Annotated in this window: 16 protein-coding genes; 10 read left to right on the top strand and 6 right to left on the bottom strand. The window is 37.3% G+C overall.

Annotation, left to right across the window (positions count from 1 at the left end; genetic code table 11):
- Window positions 1-210: 210 nt before the first annotated feature.
- The 4 genes from ppx (at window position 211) to Q7O55_RS07025 (ending at window position 6,833) form a co-directional block, all read left to right on the top strand.
- Window positions 211-1,758: an exopolyphosphatase gene (gene ppx / locus Q7O55_RS07040; protein WP_303929417.1), complete on the top strand. Its 1,548-nt coding sequence runs from the start codon at window positions 211-213 to the stop codon at window positions 1,756-1,758.
- Complete coding sequence (locus Q7O55_RS07035; protein WP_303929415.1) at window positions 1,758-3,323, top strand: Ppx/GppA phosphatase family protein; 1,566 nt, start codon at window positions 1,758-1,760, stop codon at window positions 3,321-3,323. Before ppx ends, Q7O55_RS07035 begins: the two co-directional genes overlap by 1 nt.
- On the top strand, window positions 3,313-5,430 hold the full coding sequence (ppk1, locus tag Q7O55_RS07030; protein WP_303929413.1) for a polyphosphate kinase 1: 2,118 nt from the start codon (window positions 3,313-3,315) through the stop codon (window positions 5,428-5,430). Before Q7O55_RS07035 ends, ppk1 begins: the two co-directional genes overlap by 11 nt.
- Window positions 5,431-5,855: 425 nt before the next feature.
- Window positions 5,856-6,833: a 3D domain-containing protein gene (locus tag Q7O55_RS07025; RefSeq protein WP_303929411.1), complete on the top strand. Its 978-nt coding sequence runs from the start codon at window positions 5,856-5,858 to the stop codon at window positions 6,831-6,833.
- Between the two features lie 47 nt (window positions 6,834-6,880).
- On the opposite strand, the gene msrB is transcribed toward Q7O55_RS07025, so the two are convergent.
- From msrB to Q7O55_RS07010, 3 genes are all read right to left on the bottom strand, one after another.
- Window positions 6,881-7,819 (bottom strand): peptide-methionine (R)-S-oxide reductase MsrB, encoded by a 939-nt coding sequence (gene msrB / locus Q7O55_RS07020; RefSeq protein WP_303929409.1) that lies wholly within the window; start codon window positions 7,817-7,819, stop codon window positions 6,881-6,883.
- The gene (locus tag Q7O55_RS07015; protein ID WP_303929408.1) at window positions 7,820-8,941 is read right to left on the bottom strand and encodes a 5-methyltetrahydropteroyltriglutamate--homocysteine S-methyltransferase; all 1,122 of its coding nucleotides are present in this window, start codon (window positions 8,939-8,941) and stop codon (window positions 7,820-7,822) included.
- Window positions 8,942-9,193: 252 nt separating this feature from the next.
- Window positions 9,194-10,132: a LysR family transcriptional regulator gene (locus tag Q7O55_RS07010; protein ID WP_303929407.1), complete on the bottom strand. Its 939-nt coding sequence runs from the start codon at window positions 10,130-10,132 to the stop codon at window positions 9,194-9,196.
- Between the two features lie 106 nt (window positions 10,133-10,238).
- Between Q7O55_RS07010 and rnmV the strand changes: the two genes are divergently transcribed.
- Window positions 10,239-10,766, top strand: coding sequence for a ribonuclease M5 (gene rnmV / locus Q7O55_RS07005; protein ID WP_303929405.1), 528 nt, complete (start codon window positions 10,239-10,241; stop codon window positions 10,764-10,766).
- A gap of 13 nt (window positions 10,767-10,779) precedes the next feature.
- The gene (gene rsmA, locus Q7O55_RS07000; protein ID WP_278472428.1) at window positions 10,780-11,634 is read left to right on the top strand and encodes a 16S rRNA (adenine(1518)-N(6)/adenine(1519)-N(6))-dimethyltransferase RsmA; all 855 of its coding nucleotides are present in this window, start codon (window positions 10,780-10,782) and stop codon (window positions 11,632-11,634) included.
- A gap of 90 nt (window positions 11,635-11,724) precedes the next feature.
- Here rsmA and Q7O55_RS06995 read toward each other — a convergent pair whose 3' ends face one another.
- Both Q7O55_RS06995 and Q7O55_RS06990 read right to left on the bottom strand, forming a co-directional pair.
- On the bottom strand, window positions 11,725-12,972 hold the full coding sequence (locus Q7O55_RS06995) for a sodium/glutamate symporter (RefSeq protein WP_303929404.1): 1,248 nt from the start codon (window positions 12,970-12,972) through the stop codon (window positions 11,725-11,727).
- Window positions 12,973-13,430: 458 nt separating this feature from the next.
- A complete protein-coding gene (locus Q7O55_RS06990; RefSeq protein ID WP_303929403.1) occupies window positions 13,431-15,026 on the bottom strand; it encodes a peptide chain release factor 3 in 1,596 nt (531 codons plus the stop codon).
- A 178-nt stretch (window positions 15,027-15,204) separates the two neighbouring features.
- On the opposite strand from Q7O55_RS06990, the gene Q7O55_RS06985 reads away from it, so the two are divergent.
- On the top strand, window positions 15,205-17,526 hold the full coding sequence (locus tag Q7O55_RS06985) for a DNA topoisomerase 3 (protein ID WP_303929401.1): 2,322 nt from the start codon (window positions 15,205-15,207) through the stop codon (window positions 17,524-17,526).
- Window positions 17,527-17,651: 125 nt separating this feature from the next.
- Here Q7O55_RS06985 and Q7O55_RS06980 read toward each other — a convergent pair whose 3' ends face one another.
- Window positions 17,652-18,950 (bottom strand): DEAD/DEAH box helicase, encoded by a 1,299-nt coding sequence (locus Q7O55_RS06980; protein WP_303929400.1) that lies wholly within the window; start codon window positions 18,948-18,950, stop codon window positions 17,652-17,654.
- A gap of 541 nt (window positions 18,951-19,491) precedes the next feature.
- Between Q7O55_RS06980 and Q7O55_RS06975 the strand changes: the two genes are divergently transcribed.
- From Q7O55_RS06975 to Q7O55_RS06965, 3 genes are all read left to right on the top strand, one after another.
- Complete coding sequence (locus tag Q7O55_RS06975; RefSeq protein WP_021147945.1) at window positions 19,492-19,725, top strand: FeoA family protein; 234 nt, start codon at window positions 19,492-19,494, stop codon at window positions 19,723-19,725.
- Between the two features lie 9 nt (window positions 19,726-19,734).
- Entirely contained in the window at window positions 19,735-22,107 is a 2,373-nt protein-coding gene (gene feoB, locus Q7O55_RS06970; protein WP_303929399.1) for a ferrous iron transport protein B, read from the top strand.
- Between the two features lie 231 nt (window positions 22,108-22,338).
- Window positions 22,339-22,545, top strand: coding sequence for a FeoB-associated Cys-rich membrane protein (locus Q7O55_RS06965; RefSeq protein ID WP_303929397.1), 207 nt, complete (start codon window positions 22,339-22,341; stop codon window positions 22,543-22,545).
- Window positions 22,546-22,675 lie beyond the last annotated feature (130 nt).

Raw genomic sequence — 22,675 nt, 5'->3', positions numbered from 1 at the left:
AGAAACTAGTTCATAAGATTATTAGCGAATAAACTATTTGTTGGACTCTAATGACTAAGATTTTGCGTACAAAGTATTAGAAAACATGATAAAACTAAATTAGAATTATAAATCATAAAACGCGGTTCTCTCTTATCGGTGAGAATCGCGTTTTTCTATGGTATACTAAAGTATATTTAGACTGAACAGAAGTAAAATGAGGATAGCAACATGAAACGTATTGCATTTATAGATTTAGGATCGAACTCAGTTCGTTTTGTCATATATGAAATTTCTAAGACTGGTAGTTATCGACTGATATATCAAGAAAAAGAAAGTGTACGTCTTAGCGAGAATATGTGGGGAACTCACGAATTGACCGAAGAAGCCATAGAACGCTCCTTGCGTGCTCTAAAAGGTTTTGTACACATGGCTGATGCAATGGAGGTAGATACGATTAAAGCTGTTGCTACGGCGGCAGTACGTCTGGCTAAAAATGGGGATGCTTTTATTAAATCCGTAAAAGAACGAACGGGTTTGGATTTAGAATGTATTGCTGGTGAAGAAGAGGCTCGCATGGGCTTTCTAGGCGTTATCAATACTATTGGACTTAAGGATTTTATTATTTTTGATTTAGGTGGTGCTAGTACAGAGATAACCCTTGTACGAAATCGTCATATTACAAAATCAGTGAGCTTGCCGATAGGGGCCCTTACCTTAACAGGTACTTATCAAAAGGGAGATGAATATACTCCTAAAGAACTTGATAAACTGACGAAAGTTGTGAAGAAAACGATTAAGGAACATACATGGCTTCGCAATGTGAAATTACCGCTCCTTGGTATCGGAGGTACTGCTCGTAATATTGCTAAAATGGATCAACGCAAGTTATCTTATCCTATTACAAAGCTACATAATTATGAAATTCCACATCATAGATTCCATGAGATTTTGGAAGAAGTAAAAGGTAAATCTCTAGAGGAACGCAAAAAGATTAGTGGTTTATCATCGGAGCGCGCTGATATCATTATTGCAGGTCTCACTATCGTAGAAGAATTATTTAACTACGTAAATACTAAAACACTCGTTGTTGGTGGTTGTGGTCTGCGTGAAGGCTTATTTTACGACTATTATGGAGAGCACTACTTAGGTGGTAACTCTATTATTGATGATATTTTAGTACATTCTGCAGAGAATGTCTTGTTAGGTATGACTAAACATGAGTTAGTTCATGCTAAATATATTACAGGTTTAGCTATTAAACTGTATGATGTATTAGAGCCACTTCATAGAGCTGATAAAAATACAAGACGTTGTTTGATTGCTGCTAGTTTATTACATGATATTGGTAAACGGATTAACTATTATAGTCATGCCCGCCATGGCTGCTATATGCTTGTCAATAGTAATTTATATGGGCTTTCTCATGTTGAACAAGCTTTTAGTGCGTTCCTTGTTATGAACTCTCATGGTTTGACACCAAAAGAGTATAAAAACTTCTTATACGGTAAATTATTAGATCAAGAGCAGCGTTTGTTGGGACAAAAAATATCTATTATTCTGGCCTTAGCTGAAGCTCTTGATGAAAGTCATGAACAATTTATTCGCCATTTATCCGTGAATCTAAAATATACTAGCGTACAATTAGTAGTAACCTATTTGAACGGTCGCGATATAAGTGTAACAAAAGCGGCTGTAGAGAAATTAGGAAAATCTTTCAAAAAAGAATTTAAGAAAACATTAGAAATAGAGTGGAAGGAAGCTCGTAAGGAGGCATAATGACATTACCAAAGGCGTTACGATATGCAGTGCTACATGTAGGCTCCAGTAGCATGAGTATTACTATTTTAGAATACAAGGGCATCGATGATGTACGCGTTATAGATTATGCAGCTAGGGAGGTAACCTTTGGGGAAGAATTATTCCAAACCTCTCGTTTGAGTTTTGAAACAATTGAGGAAATTTGTCATATCTTAAAGGGATATAAACAATTAATGGCTGATTACGGTGTGAGTCGCTCTAGATTATATGGCACTACTGTAATACGTGAAGCCGCTAATCGTCGTAGTATTCTCGACCAAATTTATATTCAAACAGGTATGCGTGTTGCGGTTATCGACATGCCTAAAGAGGTGTATTACAAATATGCCTTGCTATACTACAAGATGACTAATCAGTACCGCTTGACGGATCCTACAAAGGCAACATTATTTCTTGATATCACTTCTGGTGGTGTAGGTTTAACCGTTTGGCGTGGTGAAAGCTTATTATTCCAGCGCAATATGCATAGCGGATCTTTGCGTGTTATGGAATCTTTTAATCGCAACCAACGTTCCTCTACATCGTTTCCAATGGCTATTACCGAGTATTTACATCGCATGATAGGCCCATTGCGGGAAGAGCTTAAGACCTTTAATATTAATAGTGTCATTTTATCAGGCGATGAAGCTCAATATATGGCGCGCCTCATGGGAGATGGCAGTAATAAGGATAATATTATTACTATTGAACCAGAACGTTTTAAGGGGTTCATCAAATCCTTTGATGGTGTAACGGCCACTAAGTTGATCAATCGATATAAACTACCTGAATATAAGGCGAATATTTTGATGCCTACTATGATTTTATTTAATGAAATTATAACAGCTATAGAGCCTAAATCGTTGATTTTTAGTAGCTTCTCCTTCTCTCAAGGAATAAGCTGGTTCTATGGCGTTGAGGCGGAAAATAATCCTTTTATGTATCAATTGCGTGAGCAAAATGCTCAATTAGCTCGTGCTGTTGCCGCTAGATATCATACTGACAGCATTCATGATGCTGAGGTGGAACGTTTCAGTTCTTTATTCTGTAAAACATTACGCCATAAAGGTTTACCGGAGCGGTGGGGTTATTTATGCCGCATTGCAGCTATATTATGTTCTGTAGGCAAGTTTGTTAATTTACGAAACCATGGAGAGCATGCGTATCATATTGTGATGGGCACAGATATTTTTGGGCTTTCAGAAGAAGAAAAACAAGTGGTAGCAAATGTTGTGTTTTATCACTATAAGGGAACTCCGTCTGATGATGATACATATTTTAATTCCTTGACGGAATTACAAAAGATTCAAGTTACAAAGTTAGTAGCTATCATTCGTGTGGCTTGTGCGCTTGATGCAGGTAGCAATCAAAAAATATCGGATATTACCTTAGAAGAACGGGATAATGTATTGTATGTATTCTGCCGCACTAATGAAGACATTTCTCTAGAATGGTGGACATTTAGTCGCGATTCCGAGTATTTTACAGAAGTATTTGGTATGGAACTCATGCTTGTAAGAGGAGGTGACCGCCATGTTCAGTAATGCTAAATATTATTTTAATCGTGAATTATCTTGGCTAAAATTTAATCAGCGTGTACTATTAGAGTCCATAGATACAAATACTCCGCTGTTGGAGCGATTGCGTTTTATTGCTATTGCTAGTTCTAATTTAGATGAGTTCTTTATGATTCGCGTGGCTGGTTTACGTCATCAAGTTGTGAATGGCATTGTTAAATATGATGCGGCTCATATGGATGCAAAGGCACAATTAAAGGCGATAGATGAATCTGTACAACGCCTTGTTGCTATGCAAAGTACGTATTTAAATAATGTTTTGACTGAACTAGAAAGTTATGGTTTTTTCTTTACACATCCTGATGAGCTAGACGTAAAAACAAAAGCTTGGTTACGCCATTATTTTGAAGAACATATCTACCCCGTAGTAACACCATTGGCTGTTGATTCGGGGCATCCATTCCCATTTTTAACGAATCATACTATTAATGCAATTGTACGTATCTTTCAAATACAAGATGATGGGACTAAGGATTACAAGATTGCTATCTTGCCAATACCATCTGTATTAGATCGAATCATTGAAGTTCCGAGCCAAGGTAATAAGGAACATCGATTTGTTTATCTAGAAGATGTCATTACTTATTATGCAAATCAATTCTTCCAAGGTTACGGCATTGAAGATTATATGGTTTTCCGTATTACTCGTGATGCAGACCTTGAAATAGATGAGGAAGAAGCAACAGATTTGCTATCTGAAGTAGAGGCATCCTTGCGGCGTCGCCGTCGTGGTGATGCGGTACGTCTTGAGGTTTGTGGAGAGATAAAGGATCACTTATTAGACTTTGTCCTTACAAGTGTAGAATTAGAGCAAAAGGACGTATATCGCATTGATGGACATTTAGATTGCCGTATGTATTTTGATTTCTGTAATTATCCTGGTTATGATAAGCTCCGATATGAACCGTTTGATCCTAAGATTCCTAGTGAATTAGTTGATTATGAAGGTGATAGCTTATTTTCTATTATCGGGAAGCAAGATCTTTTTGTTCATCATCCCTTTGAATCTTTTGCTGTGGTTGAGCAATTTATTGCACAAGCAGCTATAGATCCTGATGTATTGGCCATTAAACAAACATTATATCGTGTTAGTGGGGACTCTCCGATTATTGCGTCCTTAATAAAAGCGGCAGATAATGGAAAACAAGTAACCGTGCTTATGGAGGTTAAGGCACGGTTTGATGAAGAAAACAATATTCATATGGCTCGACGACTCGAAAAAGCGGGGTGTCATGTTATTTATGGTTTAAAAGGTCTTAAGACTCACTCTAAAATTACCATGGTGGTACGCCGGGAAATGGATGGTATTAGGCGGTACGTCCATCTTGCAACGGGCAATTATAATGGTAAAACAGCTCGTATGTATACTGACTGTGGTATATTCACTTGTAATGATGAGTATGGCGATGATGCATCTCGTTTCTTTAACTTGATTTCTGGATATTCTGACCCACCGATTTGGAATAAGTTTATTGTAGCGCCTTTAAATTTACGTGAAAAAATCATGGAACTCATTGATCGTGAAATTGAGTTTGCCAAAAACGGGGAAGAAGCCTATATCATCTGTAAGATGAATTCTTTGCTCGATAAAAAGGTCATTGCCAAGTTGTATGAAGCTTCTTCGGTTGGTGTTCGTATAGATTTAATTGTGCGTGGTATTTGTACGCTTCGACCTGGCATTGCCGGTGTTAGTGATAATATCACAGTACGCTCTATTGTTGGGCGTTTTCTTGAACATCATCGTTTGTTCTACTTCCGTAATGGAGGGAATGAAAGTCTGTACCTATCTAGTGCGGATTGGATGCCTCGAAATTTGAATGAACGTGTAGAGCTTATGGTTCCTATTGAAGATAAACGTCATAAAGAACGGGTAAAAAGTATTTTAGATTTATACTTAGATGATACATTAAAAGCTCATTTCATGAGAGCAGATGGTTCGTATCATAAAATCAATGATCGAGAAAATCCTATATCTGCTCAAGAGGAGCTAATGAAAGCTGCTATTGAGCATGAACACAGAGAGTCAATGACCGTCATTGAACGGTTACAACCAATGCTAAAGATGAATAAATAATGAAGAAAAATCAATGCATTAGGTAATGAATTTTAATACAATTACATAACATATAAAAAGCCCATTATATGGGCTTTTTTTCATTCTTATACATTTGAGAATGAGATTAAAGTGAAGTTTTGAGTGTTGTAGAAAATATTGGTAACAATTGAAAAACACATAAAAATACAAATTTAGTAATAAAAAATCTATATATACTATATGTGGTATTAGTATTGTATATATGTACACAATTCGGAATATATTGTATAGTATTTAAAAATATCAATATGTACGCATACAGTGGACTTTCATTAAAAAAAACAAAATACATAGTGCTATAAATTCAGTATTTATAAAGATTTTTTCCTTATTGTTAACTTGCTGCGTTTGACAGGTTGTATCTATCTGTAGTAGAATAATACCATTACAGGAGGGATTACAACATGAGAATTCATAAGACACACAAGCGATATATTTCGTCTGTTGTTGCCGGATTGATTGTAACAGCTGTAACTATGACCGGTTTTTCCTACAATGATAAAACCGTTACCGTTATGGTAGATGGTGCAGCACACACTGTTAGAACGCATTTAAATTCTAACGAAGGCATTGTACGTGATGCTGGGGTTAAGTTAAATCCAAAGGATAAAGTTATTTCTAGTTCATCTACAGTTCAAAATGGAACAACATTAACGGTTGTTCGTGCTATTCCAGTTTATGTAACTGTAAATGGTAAAACAAGAGCTGTATTCACTACAGAAACAACTGCTCAAGGTGTTGCTAATGAGCTTGGGTTCAAAGTGCCTAACTATGTAGTAGTGGGCGACGAAAATGGATCTATTTTAAGTGGTACACGTATAACAATTGCTCAAGTAACAAGTCGCTCTCTATCTACAGTAGATCAAGAAGTTGCTGTTGAAGTCGTTCGTCAAAAAGATGATACTATGGCTAAGGGTGAAGAAGAGGTTGTTCAAGTTGGTCAACCTGGTTTAGAACGAGTACAACGTGAAACACTATATAGTAATGGTACAGTTATTAAAACTAATGACGTATCTAAAGTAACACAACGTGCAATGGTACCTACAATTATTAAAGAGGGCACTCGTGAGGTGACTACATCTCGTAATGTGGCGGGTCGTGCGTCTCGCGCTATCGTAATGGAAGCATCTGCTTATCTTGCTGGCGATGGTGATGGTGCTGGTATTACAGCTACGGGCGTACCTGCAGTACGTGGCATTGCTGCAGTTGACCCAGATGTTATTCCATTGGGAACACGTTTATTTATTCCTGGTTACGGTGAAGCTATTGCTGCCGATACAGGTGGTGCTATAGTAGGTAATAAAATCGACCTTGTAATGGACTCTTATGGTGAGGCTATGGACTTTGGTCGTCAAGACGTTACAGTGTACGTTTTGGATTAATATAATAAAAGGACGCCTTACATATGTATGGCGTCCTTTCATTTTAACTAGTCCTCAATATATGGAATTAAGTATTCGTATTTGGTACCTTTTAATTCTTCTTTAGGAATAAATTTTAAAGCAGATCCATTGATACAGTAACGAAGAGAGCCATTAGGCCCATCTTCAAATACATGACCTAAATGAGCATTACCAATGCGGCTACGAACTTCTATGCGATTCATACCATGTGAGTCATCTTGGTAATATTTGATAACATCTTTAGCTATTGGCTTAGTAAAGCTAGGCCAGCCACAATGAGAATCGAATTTATGGGCTGATACAAAAAGGGGTTCTCCAGTTGTAATATCAACATAGATACCTGCTTTGAACTCAGCTGTTAGTTCATGGCTGAAAGGTGCATCAGTAGCAGAGTTTTGAGTTACTTCAAATTCTTGTGGCGTTAAAGCCTTTAAATCTTCCTGGGAAGGTTTAGTATATGCATTGTCATCGATGAGTGGTTCATCAGATAAATCTAATGGAATGTGACAATAGCCATTAGGATTTTTGTCTAAGTAATCTTGATGGTATTCCTCAGCAGAGTAGTAGTTTTCTAAAGGTAATACTTCAATAGCAAATGGTTTGCCTTCAAAGGATTGAGCACGAGCTAAGGTGCTTTCAATAACGGCCTTATCTGTTGGATTAGTATAATAAATACCCGTACGATATTGAATGCCTACATCACCACCTTGTTTATTAACGCTAAATGGATCGATAGCGCGTAGGAAATATTGAATTAAGTGGTCTAAAGATAGTATATCAGCATCGTAAGTAACCTTGAGAGCTTCTACGTGGCCACTATTGTGGCATACATCTTCATAACTTGGATTCTCTGTAGGACCATTAGCATAGCCTACTTCAGTAGAAAAGACACCGGAGATTTTTCTGATATACCCCTGAAGACCCCAGAAACAACCGCCACCTAAATATATAGTATGTTCATTCATTTAATCACCCCATACTTCTTGAGCTATTTCCTTAACTAATGCTAGCTTAGCCCATTGTTCTTTCTCGGTTAATTGGTTTCCGATTTCACAGGATGCAAAGCCACATTGAGGGGATAAGCAAAGTCTTTCGAGGGGGATATATTTTGTTGCTTCTTTGATACGTTCTTTGATGCCTTCTTTATCTTCTAACCCTGGGCGTTTAGATGTTATAAGGCCTAATACAACCTTTTTATTAGGAGAAATTTCGCGCAATGGCTCAAAACCTCCGGAGCGATCATCATCAAATTCTAAGTAATAAGCGTCTACATTTTCTTTGGCAAATAGAATAGGGGCGATAGGTTCGTAACCACCGCTAGCAGCCCAGGTAGAGTTGTAATTACCACGACATACATGTGTAGTAAATGCTAAATCTTTAGGGCGACCTTCGAGTGCCAAGTTATTTAAACGTAAATATTTAGCAGTTTCTCCTTCGATGGTTACGCTTTTATCCTTTTGGCGACCTGTCCAGTAAGCGTGATCACAGCACATACCCCAAGTACAATCATCGAATTGAATGTTCCGGCAACCTGCATCATAGAGGTCTTTAATCACTTGGCGATAGGCAGCTGCAATATCTTGAATGAGTTCTTCTAAATCAGGGTAGAAGGAGCGTGTTGTAATGCCGTTATTCTCACGAAATAATTCAGCTAAGAATTGGGAGGGGGCTGGGATTGTTTGACGCGCCGTAGTATTTTCGTCTTCAAATTGTTTTACAAATTTGAAATGCTCAACGAATGGGTGTTTTGTTCCCATAATTTTGCCAGTAAGGGCGAGGGAACCTGGCGCTGTTTCTTGATCGACAAATTTGTAACCGTGTTCCAGTTCAATTTCTTTTACGCCGTTAAATCCCCACATGAAATCTAGATGCCAATAGGCACGGCGGAATTCACCATCTGTAATCACTGGTAGACCAGCCGTTTTTTGTTTTTGAATGAGGTCTGTAATGAGACGATCTTCAACGGCTGTTAATTCTTCTCTAGTAATATTTCCATTATTGAAAGCTTCGCGTGCTTTTTTTAATTCTTCAGGACGTAGGAAAGAACCTACGATATCAAAGTGGAATGGTGCTGTATGTTTAGCCATAATAATCCTCCTTATATAAACGGTAAAACCGATAATTTCGATAGATTTATTATAGCTAAGTATGATTATATATAAAAATATCAATATGCTTGAGTTATATATAGCTTGAAGTTATGTCTATAAGTAATTTTATGCTTTAAATTATACCCAAGAAGGCACTCTCTTTTTAGAGAGTGCCTTCTTTATAGATTATCTGATACATCTAAAATGAACAGTATTGTTGTATAGTTCTATAAATAATATGATATATAATTATTTTTTGTCTTTCGGTAATTGAATATGTCTACCGTAATTTCTAACGTATTGTTCTAGGGCATGGATATATTCTTGACCCAAACGGCTGCGTTGCATTTTATTATTAGTAATATAGCCGATGTGCATTAAACCTTCTTCGGCAAGTGGTACTGAAATGATGTTTTCACCATTTACCTCTTTATCGATTACACCACTAGATACCGTATATCCATCAAGGCCAAGCAGTAAACTAAATAAAGATGCTCTATCTCGAACACGGATATGTTTTGGGCGTACTACAGTACTGAAGATTTCTTCAGAGAAGTAGAAGGAATTATGATCGCCTTGTTCAAAGGAAATATATGGATATTCCTCTAATTCGTCCATAGAGACTACCTCTTTATGGGCTAATGGATGTGTTTTACCAATAAAGATATGAGGATGGGCCGTAAATAATTCTGTAAAGGTTAATTCATTAGTATGAATCAGTTTTTCCAATACAGGACGGTTGAAATCATTATAATAGAGCAAACCAATTTCACTCTTCATATGAGCTACGTCATCGATGATTTCATAGGTTTGTGTTTCTCGTAAGGATACATCGTATTGGTCGATTCCAGCGCCTTTTAAAAGCTCTACAAAGGCATTGACTGCAAAGGAATAGTGTTGGGTAGACACGGAGAATTGTTTTTTACCACCGCTTTGGCTTTTATATTGCTCCTCTAAAAGGGCTGCTTGCTCCAGTACTTGACGCGCATAGCCGAGGAAGCGTTCCCCTTCTTTAGATACGGTAATTCCTTTATTAGTACGATCGAAAATGGTGATGCCCATTTCTTTCTCTAGTTCTTTAATAGCTTTGGTAAGGCTTGGTTGAGACACAAATAATCTCTTGGCAGCTTCGCTAATGCTGCCTATATTGGCAATTGTTGTTACATATTTTAATTGTTGTAAGGTCATGATTGGCCTCCTTTTATATATTACACTATTAATACTACTCGATTATAAGTATTTAAGCAATGTTATATATATGTTACAATGTACTAATAGAATAAAAGGAGGATTTATGCTAAAACAAGTCATTGTCGTAGAAGGAAAATCTGATATCCAGCGTATCGCTCAAGCTGTAGAGGCTGATTGTATTGCTACAGAAGGTTTCACTCTTCGAAAAGGTGTTATCGATATGATTCGCGTTGCCTATGAAAAGCGTGGCATTATCATATTAACGGATCCTGATACGGCAGGGGAACGAATTCGACGTGTCTTGACGAAGAAATTCCCTAAGGCACAACATGCTTTTGTCCCTCGCGACGAAGCGTTTGCAAATGATGATATTGGCATAGAACAAGCCTCTCCTGAGTCAATCAGAAAGGCTTTATTTACATTACACGTAGAGTCTTTAGAATCATCCAACGAATTTACTATGGTGGACTTAGTGCGTCACGGACTGTCTGGTATGCCTGATAGTGCGGCTCGTCGAGCAGTTATTGGTGCTAAATTAGGTATTGGATACGGTAATGGTAAACAATTTTTGTACCGTTTAAATCATTATGGTATAACTCGAGATGCTTATGAAGAGGCAGTAAATTGTTAAAATAGGAGTTAAGATGTTAGAATCAGTAATTGCAAGCCCAGAGGTTGTGCATTATATATGTAAGCGCTTTGATATTAAAATGAGCAAAAAGCTAGGGCAAAATTTTCTTATTAAGCGAGGCATAGTTGATGAAATTGTACATGCTGCGGAATTAACCGTAGGGGAACCTGTCCTAGAGGTCGGTCCTGGTATTGGTACGTTGACACAAGGTTTAGCTCAAAGTGGGGCAGATGTAACGGCTATCGAGCTGGATCGTCGCTTATTAGAGGTACTAGATACGACATTGGCATCTTATGATAATGTGCGTATTATACATGGCGATGTGTTAAAGCTTGATGTTCCAACGATTATGAATCACAAACCATTTAAAGTAGTTGCCAATTTGCCATACTATATTACAACACCTATTATTATGTCTTTGTTGGAAAGTAAATTACCTATTGAACGTCTCGTTGTGATGGTGCAAAAAGAGGTAGCTTTACGTATGGTAGCAAAGCCGGGCACAAAGGATTATGGTGCATTATCTGTTGCTGTTCAGTATTATACGGAACCAGATATTGTTCTAGATGTACCACCTAAATCTTTCTTGCCAGCTCCAGCGGTGACAAGTTCTGTTATCCGTTGTGTATTGCGTGATAAACCACCTGTAGATGTGATTGATGAGAAACTATTCTTTCGCGTTGTGAAAGCAGGTTTTGCGCAACGCCGTAAAACATTCTCTAATACGATGAAAACAACGGGCTTAACAAGGGATAGAATTGAAGAGTTATTAGCAAAAGCAAATATTGATGGTCAACGAAGAGGTGAGACCTTTACCCTTCAAGAATTTGCCGATGTAGCCAACGCGTGGGCGACTTTAATCAAATAGTATAATACATAAAGAGCTTATTGGACTGATAAAATATCATTTCAATAAGCTCTTTTTCATAAAAAAAGGACCCAAATGAGTCCTTTTTAGTTAGTAAAGAATGCCAGCCATGGTTGTAATGAGGAAAGCATTTGCAAAGTCGATTAAGAAGGCACCTACTAAGGAAATTACGAGCCAAGCACGAGGAGATGGACCGTGTTTACTTGCTAAGGATAACATGTTAACTAATGCGTTTGGTGTAGCACCTAAACCGAAACCGATAGCTCCGGAACCAAGCATAACTGCATCGTAGTTGCGACCAAAGAGGAAGTAAATAAGGTATGCAAATACACAGATAAGTCCCATTTGTACAACTAAGATTGTAATAAGTGGTAAAGCAAGATCAATTAATTGAACTAACTTTAAGCTGTTGATAGCCATTGTTACGAATAAGGATAATGCTACATTAGATACTGCATCAAGAGCTGCATCGTTGATTTTGTATGCTTTAGTAAAATCACCAAAGTTACGAATTACTGCGGCACAAATCATTGAGCCGATGTATGCCGGTAGTGGAGTAAGAATGGATAAACCAGCACTTACAATTGTACCGATACCTAATGCAAGGCCAATCCACATACAAATCGTTAACAGATCTTGAGAGTTAAATTGTTTGCCACCGCTCTCAACGCGATCTTCGATCATGTCGATGCCATTATCTTCCATTAACTCAGGGTTTTCATAAGGTGTTTTTACTTTGTGTATTTTGATAATGCGTTCACCTACAGGAGCACCAAGGATTGTACCTGCTACCATACCAAAGGTTGCAGCAGCAACTGCAGCAGATGCTGTGCCAGGTATACCAAGTAATTCTTCATAATATGGACCGAAGGCACCAGCTGTACCAAGGCCGCCAATCATAGAAACGGAGCCAGCCATGATGCCGATAATTGGTTCAATTCCCAATGCTTTGGCAATCATAATACCCGCAGTGTTTTGTACTACAATCCACACCGCACAAGCAAGGAAGAAGAAGAGAATAAAAATACCGCCCTTTTTGAGGACTTTTAAGGATGCCATCAAACCGATAGTGGTAAAGAAGGCAAGCATTAAAAATGTTTGTAAGGATCCTTCGAAGGTAATGTTCAAAATCTTATAATAAGACAAAATAGCAGTTAAAAATGCAAAAGGTAAGGCCCCTACAGCCGGTGCAGGCATACACATGCGTTGTAAAAACTTGGAATGTTTATTAATCCAAGTACCTATAAACAAGGTAATTACAGCGAGACCTACAGTTTGAATCATGGACAGTTTTAAGGTCCAGACATTGTTGACTAAAGATAAGTCAATCAGTGGCATAAAATCACTCCTTTAAAATAAATCCATATTTATGGTATCATGAATGGTCGAAAAATACTATAGAATATATAACGTATAAAAATCTTATATTTTTTCGTTTCAACACTCACAACAACATTAGAACCAATAATATTAATATGATAATTTTATGATTATACATATAAATATGAAAAAGTAATAACATAAATTACATATATACATAATCATACTATATGTATTCGACTTATATCTGTGATTTTCCTCCTTGTTATAAAAAAATAAACTGAAATATATTTCTCAAATTTATAATTCTATGAAATATATTCCAGTTTTAAATTATAGAGTTCTTATATAACCTTAATTTACTTATGTTCTAAATTTTGTATGTATTAAATTTTACCCATATCAACATATTGGGGTATAACTAAAATGTTTATATGGGCAAATTTAATAATTAGAAGTTATAGCTATTATAAAAACTACAATTCATGATGCAACTTAGGCGTTGTTAGGAATGTTACATCTGGATTACGCTCTTGAACCCAACCCATTTGCCATTCATTGGAAATAAGAACAACGGTGCGATTACGGTTATCTTTTACAATCATCGCATTATCAACACCTTTTAATGATGCAATATCAATTTCGCCATCAATCCAACGGGCTACTCCATATGGCAATGTATGATTTAATAAATCAACGCCATATTCATTTTTGAGGCGGTACTCAAGAACTTCAAATTGAAGCATTCCTACGGCACCGACCACGAAGGAATCAAGGGCACCTGGTTGTTCAAAGATTTGAACAGCCCCTTCTTGAGCCAATTGAGTCATACCCTTTTGGAATTGCTTACGTTTCATAGTATCTTTCGGGGATACGCGAGCAAAGAATTCCGGTGGGAATACAGGGAAGTCACCGAAAGTTACTTTGTGTTTTTGTGCACAAAGTGTATCGCCTACTCCCATAGTACCTGCATCAAAAACACCAATAATATCGCCTGGATACGCATCTTCCACGATGGTACGTTCCGTAGCTAAGAATTGTTGCGGCTGAGATAGACGGATTGTTTTATTAGATTGACGATGTAATACGGACATACCTTTTTCGAATTTGCCAGAGCAAATACGCATAAATACGATGCGGTCATGGTGATTTGGGTCCATATTAGCTTGGATTTTAAATACTAGAGCAGAGAAGTCTTCACTAGTAGGTTGAACTATTTCCTCTATCGCTTGTCGTGGAGCAGGGGATGGAGCTAGTTCCAAGAATTTTTCTAAGAATGGTTTTACTCCGAAGTTCGTCATAGCAGAACCAAAGAACATAGGTGTTAATTCACCAGCACGAACCTTATCAAAATCGAATGGATCGCCAGCAACGTCGAGCAACTCAATATCGTCGAGTAATGCTTGGTATACATCGTCACCTAATAACTCTTTCATACGAGGATCTGTTAATGAACCTTTTTCGGAAGCTAACTTTTCTTGACCATGAGTTTCGTCTTTTGCAAAGAGCTCGATAGTTTCGTGTTCTCTGTCGTAGACGCCTTTGTATTCGCCATTAATACCGATAGGCCAGTTCATAGGACATGTACGAATGCCCAGAACATTTTCGATTTCTTCCATTAGATCGAATGGGCTACGACCGAAATGGTCAATTTTGTTTACAAATGTAAAGATAGGAATACCGCGCTCTTTTGATACGGCAAATAGTTTCTTTGTTTGGGCTTCGACGCCTTTTGCTACGTCGATAAGCATGACAGTACTGTCAGCAGCCATCAATGTACGGTATGTATCTTCAGAGAAGTCTTGATGACCAGGGGTATCAAGGATGTTTACGCGACAACCATCGTAGTCAAATTGCAACACGGAACTTGTTACAGAGATACCACGTTGTTTCTCGATCTCCATCCAGTCAGATACGGCGTGTTTTGCAGTTTTACGTGACTTTACGGATCCGGCTAAGTGAATAGCACCACCATATAATAGTAATTTTTCCGTTAATGTTGTTTTACCCGCATCCGGGTGAGATATGATAGCAAACGTACGACGACGTTGTACCTCTTCTAAAAATGTCATGATTCACCTCTATTAATATGTTGTGAAAGCAGATAAATCTTTAGGTTCTACTTTCACAGTCTATATATCGTAAAAATTATACATGATTTTTCTAGTTATGACCACTAAATTGTAGTATAATGAGATTTCATAGAACGGCTTGGGGTTGGCCGTTATCTTCAGGTTAAGGAGGGGAACCATGCGGTTATTTATTGCAGAAAAGCCATCCATGGCTCGCGAAATCAGTAAATGCTTACCAGAAAATAAGAATATCCAAAAGCGGAATGGTTATTTTATCCAAGGTGATGATGTGGTGACCTGGGTAGTAGGTCATGTATTGCATCAGGCTGAGCCTGGAGATTACGATGATAAATATATTCGTTGGCGTCCTCAAGATTTGCCTATCGTGCCAGATGAGTGGAAATTGCTTGTCACAGATAGCAGCCGTCAACAGTTTGAAATTGTAAAAGATCTTATCGGTAAGGCTGATATCATTGTCAACGCAGGTGACCCGGATCGAGAAGGGCAACTTTTAGTTGACGAAGTTTTGTACTATGTAGGTAATACAAAACCAGTACAGCGTATTCTATTAAATGCCCTCGATGAAAAATCCATTCGTTCCGCTCTTGATGATTTGAGAGATAACAAGGACTTTCACAATCTATATCAATCTGCATTGGCAAGAGCGCGGGCAGACTGGCTCATTGGGATGAATTTATCTCGGGCATATACATTATCTGAACGTTATAAAGGTAATAAGGTAACATTGCCAATTGGTCGTGTTAAAACCCCTACCTTGGCGTTAGTTGTTCGTAGAGAACGTGAATTAGAAGCCTTTAAGCCGGTAGATTATTTTACTGTAAAGGTTTTATATAATCATCCGAATGGGGTGTTTTGGTCCACTTGGCAGCCGACAGATGAGCAAAAAGGATTAGATCCTGATGGTCGTCTTATTAATAAGGCTATAGCTGATTCATTAGTTGAACAATTGCAAAGTGGACCTGATGGTGTTATTAAAGCTGTTACTAAATCCAAAAAGAAAGATGTACAGCGTTTACCGTTATCTTTGTCATCCTTACAGGTACTGGCAGGTAAAGCCTTTTCTTATGATCCACAAACTGTGCTTGATACAGCGCAGAAATTATATGAAAAGAAATTAACTACTTATCCGCGTTCTGATTGTGAATATTTACCACCAAATCAATATGGTGACCGTAATGCAATCCTAAACAATCTACAAAATGCAGGTGATGAGAGATTAGCACAGTGGGCTACCGATGCAGATCGTTCTATTAAGAGCCGTGCTTGGAATGAAAAGAAAATTACCGCCCATCATGCTATTATTCCTACAACAGTGGCTTGTAATATAAATAGCTTGTCTCGTGAGGAACGAAATATTTACTTCCTCATCAGTCAAGCTTATATTGCTCAATTTTATAGGGAGCATATTTACGAGCAAACTAAAATTGTAGTAGAACAATGTAAGGAAGAGTTTGTAGCTAATGGTCGTGTAGTTATCGAAGAAGGTTGGAAATTACTTTATAAACGGCAAAAGTCTAAATCTACGACGGACAATGACGAGCCCGATTTAACCGATGAGAGTGGAGCTGAATCAGATCCTAAAAAAGAGGTTGTTGAAGAAGCGGACCACTTACCAGCGGTTAAAAAGAATGATACTGTATTATATACGGATTCATCTGTAGAGGCTAAACAAACGAAACCACCATCCCGTTTTACGCCGTCCACATTGCTACAAGCGATGAAAGAAATTCATAAGTTCGTAAAAAATGAAGACTTAAAAAAACAATTAAAGGCCGTTTCTGGTATTGGTACAGAAGCAACTCGGGCAAACATCATTGATGAGCTTATCAGTCGAGGCTTTATGAAAACGTCTGGGAAGAAGCAAGTCTTATCTCCGACGGAAACGGGCTATCTCTTAGTAGATGCTCTGCCAGAAGAACTTGTTTATCCTGATGAAACAGCTATTTGGGAAGAACGCTTAGCACTCATGAGTGAAGGAGCGGATACGTTAGATTCCTTCTTAGCGGATCAAATTAAGTTTTTACAATTATTAATTGATAAACTTGATTTTGATAAAGTAATAAACTCTGATCAAATGATGCCAAATGTGGTTCGAACTATAACGAGCCAAAATCGTAAACGCCCTATGGATAATGAAAGCGTAGACTTGTCTTCATTGCCTGTATGTCCTAAGTGTAAAAAGGGCCGTTTGCAACAGCGGAATGGTAAATTTGGTACCTTTTTAGGCTGTACAAATTATCCTACTTGTAAACATACTCAGCCAGTAGAAGGGGATGTTTCTAGTATTGAAGATAATATTGAAGTATCTGATGAAGATAAACAATATAAATGCCCTAGATGTAAAGTAGGTTACTTTGTGAAACAAGAGGTGAGAGGTCGAACGAACTGGATTTGTAGTAATCGATCTCAATGTAAGACCCAATGTTCTGATGTAGATGGGGTACCGAGTATTTATGTTAACAAATCTAACATTACTTAGAAATGATTGTTTTTATTGTAATAATAAAAAGACGCGCACAGCTAAGCTGTACGCGTCTTTTTTGTTTAAAACTGCTTTTGTAGAAGAAAAATTTCTTCATTTAGTTTAGGATATTAAGCTGAATTTTATCTGCGTTTGCCACGACGCCCAGTCTGAGACGTAGAAGCGCGGCGTTGGCGTGTATTTGAGCCTTTGTGACCTCGTGCCTTGTGAGCTTTAGCCTTAGTTGATTGGTAAGTGCTTGTAACCTTAGGTTTACTAACTGATTTTGTGCGTTTCGGAGCAGTACTGGCGTTGCCCTTAGTCTTAATCTGACCATCTTTTGTATATTTGGTAAGCGTAGCTTGAATAGCTCGTTCAATACGTCTTAACCAAGCCTCATCTTGTGGAGTTGCAAATGTTACAGCAATACCTGAGTTGCCAGCACGACCTGTACGGCCAATACGGTGAATGTAGTAATCTACATCGCGAGGTACGTCGTAATTATATATATGTGTGATACCTTCAATGTCGATACCGCGAGCCGCAATATCGGTAGCCACTAAGATTTGTGTTTTAGCTTTTGCAAAGTCTCGTAGAATTTGTGTGCGACGACCTTGTGTCAAGTCACCGTGCATTTCTGCAATATTAAGCCCTGCTGCGGTTAACTCGTAGGATAAACGAATGGCACCTTCCCGTTTATTACAGAATACAATAGCTAAGAATGGATTGTCATCTTCAATCATTTTGATGAGACGTTGTGTTTTTTCTTCAGGATTCATCATATACACTCGTTGATCAATTGATTCGAGCGTGATATGTTTGCCTTCTGCTGTTACAGAAATAGGTTTAGACATGTATGCCTTTGCGAGATTTCGGATTTTATCTGGAATTGTTGCAGAGAATAGCAACAGTTGCCTATTAGCGTCTGTTTGGCTAATGAGATTTTCAATATCTGGTAAGAAACCCATATGCAACATTTGGTCTGCTTCGTCTAGTACAACACGGCGAATACAATCTAAATGCAGGGAACCGCGTTTTGCGTGATCTAATAATCGACCAGGTGTACCTAGAATAACTTGAGGACGACGTCCTAGTTGCTGTAGTTGGGCTTCAATAGTTTTACCACCGATGAGAGGGAGAATATCTACATTTAAAATAGAACCTAGTCCCTTCGCTTCGTCGGAAATTTGTTTAATTAGTTCCCGTGTAGGTGCAATGATAAGCACTTGTTCTTGATGAACATCAGTATGTACACGTTGTAAAATTGGCAGTAAGAAGGCTAGCGTCTTCCCCGTGCCTGTTTGAGCTTTTGCTATGACATCATTCCCTTTAAAGACGACAGGAATGGATTGTTCTTGAATTGGCGTGGGCTCCTTGATACCTTGTTTTTGTAGGGCTATGATGAGCTCATCACAAACACCTAAAGATTTAAAAGATTTCATGGATTGTCCTTTCTATAATACATATTATATTAATTATACAGTATGCACATACTAGGGGCAAATGAATTGAACTTGGAAGATTTATAGTCTTAATATACTCTAGACTCAATAAAATATTATAGTACTCTCGAATATATTTTTTTTTGATAATATATAGAAGAATGTTGATATAATTAAGTGAAATGAGAAATGGAAACATTAAAATAACTACATTTAAACTATTTATAAACTGTTAATTGAGAATATGGAAGCGTTTGTAAATGATAATCTTTGTAGTGTTTATTGATTACTGTATCTAAATATATAGCCATGAAATATTAAATTTCAGCTAGTATTCAGCATTTTGTTGGATAATTATATAAATAATCTCATATTAAATATGATAATAAAATATAGATATGAGATAAAAAATAATCATAAAAATGATAATAATTGTTGAAATTAATACTTAGTTTGATATAATAATTTAAGATATTAATACGCATTATTATTTTGTGTGGTTAATATGAGGTTGTTAGGTACAATAATTAGGAGGTGTCGTATGGCTATCAAAAAGTTGAAAGACATGAAGCCAGGTGAGTCTGGTCTTATTGTTGCACTACATGGCAGTGGCAATGTTAAGCATCGTTTAATCGACATGGGTCTCGTACATGGTACAAAAATCCATGTTATGAAGTTTGCCCCTTTGGGTGATCCGGTGGAGATCAAAGTAAAAAACTTTGAATTAGCACTTCGTACAAGCGAAGCTGGCATGATTGATGTAGATGTTCAATAGGAGGTTCACATGGCAGAAAATGGGCAAATTCGCATTGCCTTAGCAGGTAACCCAAATTGTGGTAAAACTACAATGTTTAACAATATCACAGGGGCGAAGCAACACGTGGGTAACTATCCAGGTGTTACAGTAGAGAAAAAAGAAGGCCATACGAGTTTTGATGGTCATGAATTAATGTTTATTGACTTACCAGGTACATATAGCTTAACAGCACGTTCCTTGGATGAGTTGGTGGCGCGTAATGTTATTGTTAACGATAACCCAGATGTAATCGTAAATGTTCTTGATGCATCTAATTTGGAGCGTAACTTGTATTTAGCGGCTCAATTATTAGAACTTGAAAAACCAATGGTTATTGCCCTAAACATGTCTGACGTTGCTGAAGAAATGGGTATCAAATATGATATCAAAAAGATGTCTGAATTAACTGGTGCTACCATTGTTAGCACTGTTGGCCGTACTAATATTGGTACAAAAGAATTGTTGGAAGCGACAATCAGTGTTGCTGCATCTCAACAAGCTCATGGTGTAACAATTAACTATGGCGATTTATTAGAAGGCAAAATTGCTGAACTCGTAGAAGAGCTTAAAAAATCTGGAACTGTCACCTATCCACTTCGTTGGATAGCTATTAAATTACTTGAAAAAGATGCTGATGTTATTGGCAAGGTTATGCGTTTTGATAATACGGAAGCCGTTATTCAAAAAGCTGAAGCAATTCGTGAAGAAATTAAAGACCAAGTCGATCTTGATATTGTATTCCAAGAATATCGTCACCGCTTTGCTGTTGAAGTGTATAATAAATCTTTGACTCAAGCTCCAACTCAATTGGAAACACGCTCCGATCGATATGATAAAATTTTAACGCACCGCATTTGGGGTTTACCAATCTTTATGATTGTTATGTACCTATTATTTGCATTTGTCAATTTCGTTGGTGGTATTCCCCAAGGCTGGATTGAAGATGGTTTTTCTGCATTGCAAGCGTATGCAGTTCAGACTATTCCAGAGGGCCAACTACAGTCACTTATATCTGATGGTATTATTGCCGGTGTAGGTGCCGTACTTTCTTTCTTGCCATTAATTCTTTTGCTATTCCTTGGTATTTCTTTCCTAGAAGATACTGGATACATGGCTCGTGCAGCCTTCGTTATTGACCGTGTCATGCGCGCATGTGGTTTACATGGTAAATCTTTTATTCCTTTATTGTTAGGTTTTGGTTGTTCCGTACCATCCGTAATGGGCGCTCGTATTCTTGATAACTATAAGGACCGAATGGTTACAATCTTAATTACACCATTTATGAGTTGTTCTGCACGTTTACCAGTATATATTTTGTTCGCTAATGCCTTTTTCCCAAATGGATGGGATAGTACATTAGTCGTATTATTAATATATTTCTTAGGCATTGTTTTCGGTGTTATATTTGCAAAAATTTTCCGCAAGTTCTTATTTGCTGGTGAAGCAGAACCATTCGTAATGGAATTACCACCATATCACTTGCCTACATTGAAGGCTACTTTGATGCATATGTATGAACGTGCTAAATTGTACATTATTAAAGCTGGTACATTTATTATGGCAGCATCTATCTTGATTTGGTTTATTACTGCATATCCAATGGATGTTGAATATTCCAAAGATTATGATGCTTTACATGATCAAGTAGCTCAGGAATATGAAATGAAAGATGCTGCTACTTTAGCTCAATTTGGTATTACTACAGATGACCAAAAGGATGCAGTTGATAAAATTGTAGAAGATATGAAATCTACAGTACAAGATGCTACTGATGCGGCTAAAGAAGCAGAAGAAGATGAACCTGAAGTTGCGGTAGAAGAAAATTCTGAAGCACCTGAATTATTTAATGATATTAAAGATGAAAATAAAGAGTTGTTCCCTGCAGCATGGGCTATGTATAAAAACAGTGCTAACTTAGATGTAGATAATCAAAAACTTGATGAAGAAAAAAATTCTGAAAAGTTGGAACAATCTTATGCGGCTTCATTTGGTAAAGCAATTAATCCAATTCTGGAACCATTGGGCTTTGATTGGAAAATGGGTGTATCTCTTGTGGCTGGTTTAGCTGCTAAAGAGGTTGTTATCTCAACATTAGGTACAATCTACGCTGTTGGTGGTGATGATGAAAATCCAGCACCATTGACTGAATACTTACAAAACGATTCTCACTTCACTCCGTTAATTGGTTTGACAATGATGTTGTTTATCTTGATCTACCCTCCATGCTTGGCTACGTTGGCAGTTATTAAACGTGAAACAGGCTCTTGGAAATGGGTTGCATTCATGTTCTTCTATGAAAATACCTTTGCATGGATTGCATGTTTTATCTTCTATAACATAGGTCGTGCATTAGGTTTCTAATCTAGAGTCGCTAAATAGAAGGATTTAGCCACTTTTAGATTCTTTAAACAAAAATGAATTAAAAAAATGCGATTTTGTTATAAGTGATTTAAAAATAATACTTGATAATTATCAATATTCGTGGTTAAATGATAATGAGAAAAGGGAAATATCCTTTAGATGTTGCTTTTATCTTGTTTATCACTAAGACACATATTGTAATTTAGTAGATATTGAGAAAGAGACATAATAATGGATAATCTTGTTATAGGACTCATAGTTGTATTAGCAATAGCTTATATCGGTAATAAATTTTATAAACAAATGTCTGGTAAAGGTGGCTGCGGCTGTGGTGGTGGCGACTCTGATTCTGGTTCTAAGAAATCTTCTGGTTGTGGTAGTAGCTGCAGCTGTGATGGTTCCAATAAGGCTCTAGGCATTAAACGTACTGTTAAGTAAGCTAATACATATTTCTGATTTTGAAAGAGGAGTCTCTATAATAGGCTCCTCTTTTCAAATATAGTAAGTAATTTTTTTATATGATGAATTGCAATAAGTAATGCGACAAAATTAAATCAATTTTCTAATC

Origin of the sequence: Veillonella parvula, assembly GCF_945949885.1 — a bacterium.
Classification (GTDB): Bacteria; Bacillota; Negativicutes; order Veillonellales; family Veillonellaceae; genus Veillonella; species Veillonella parvula_B.
Note: the sequence above shows the minus strand (reverse complement) of the source record. Positions and strands in the feature narration are given on the sequence as shown.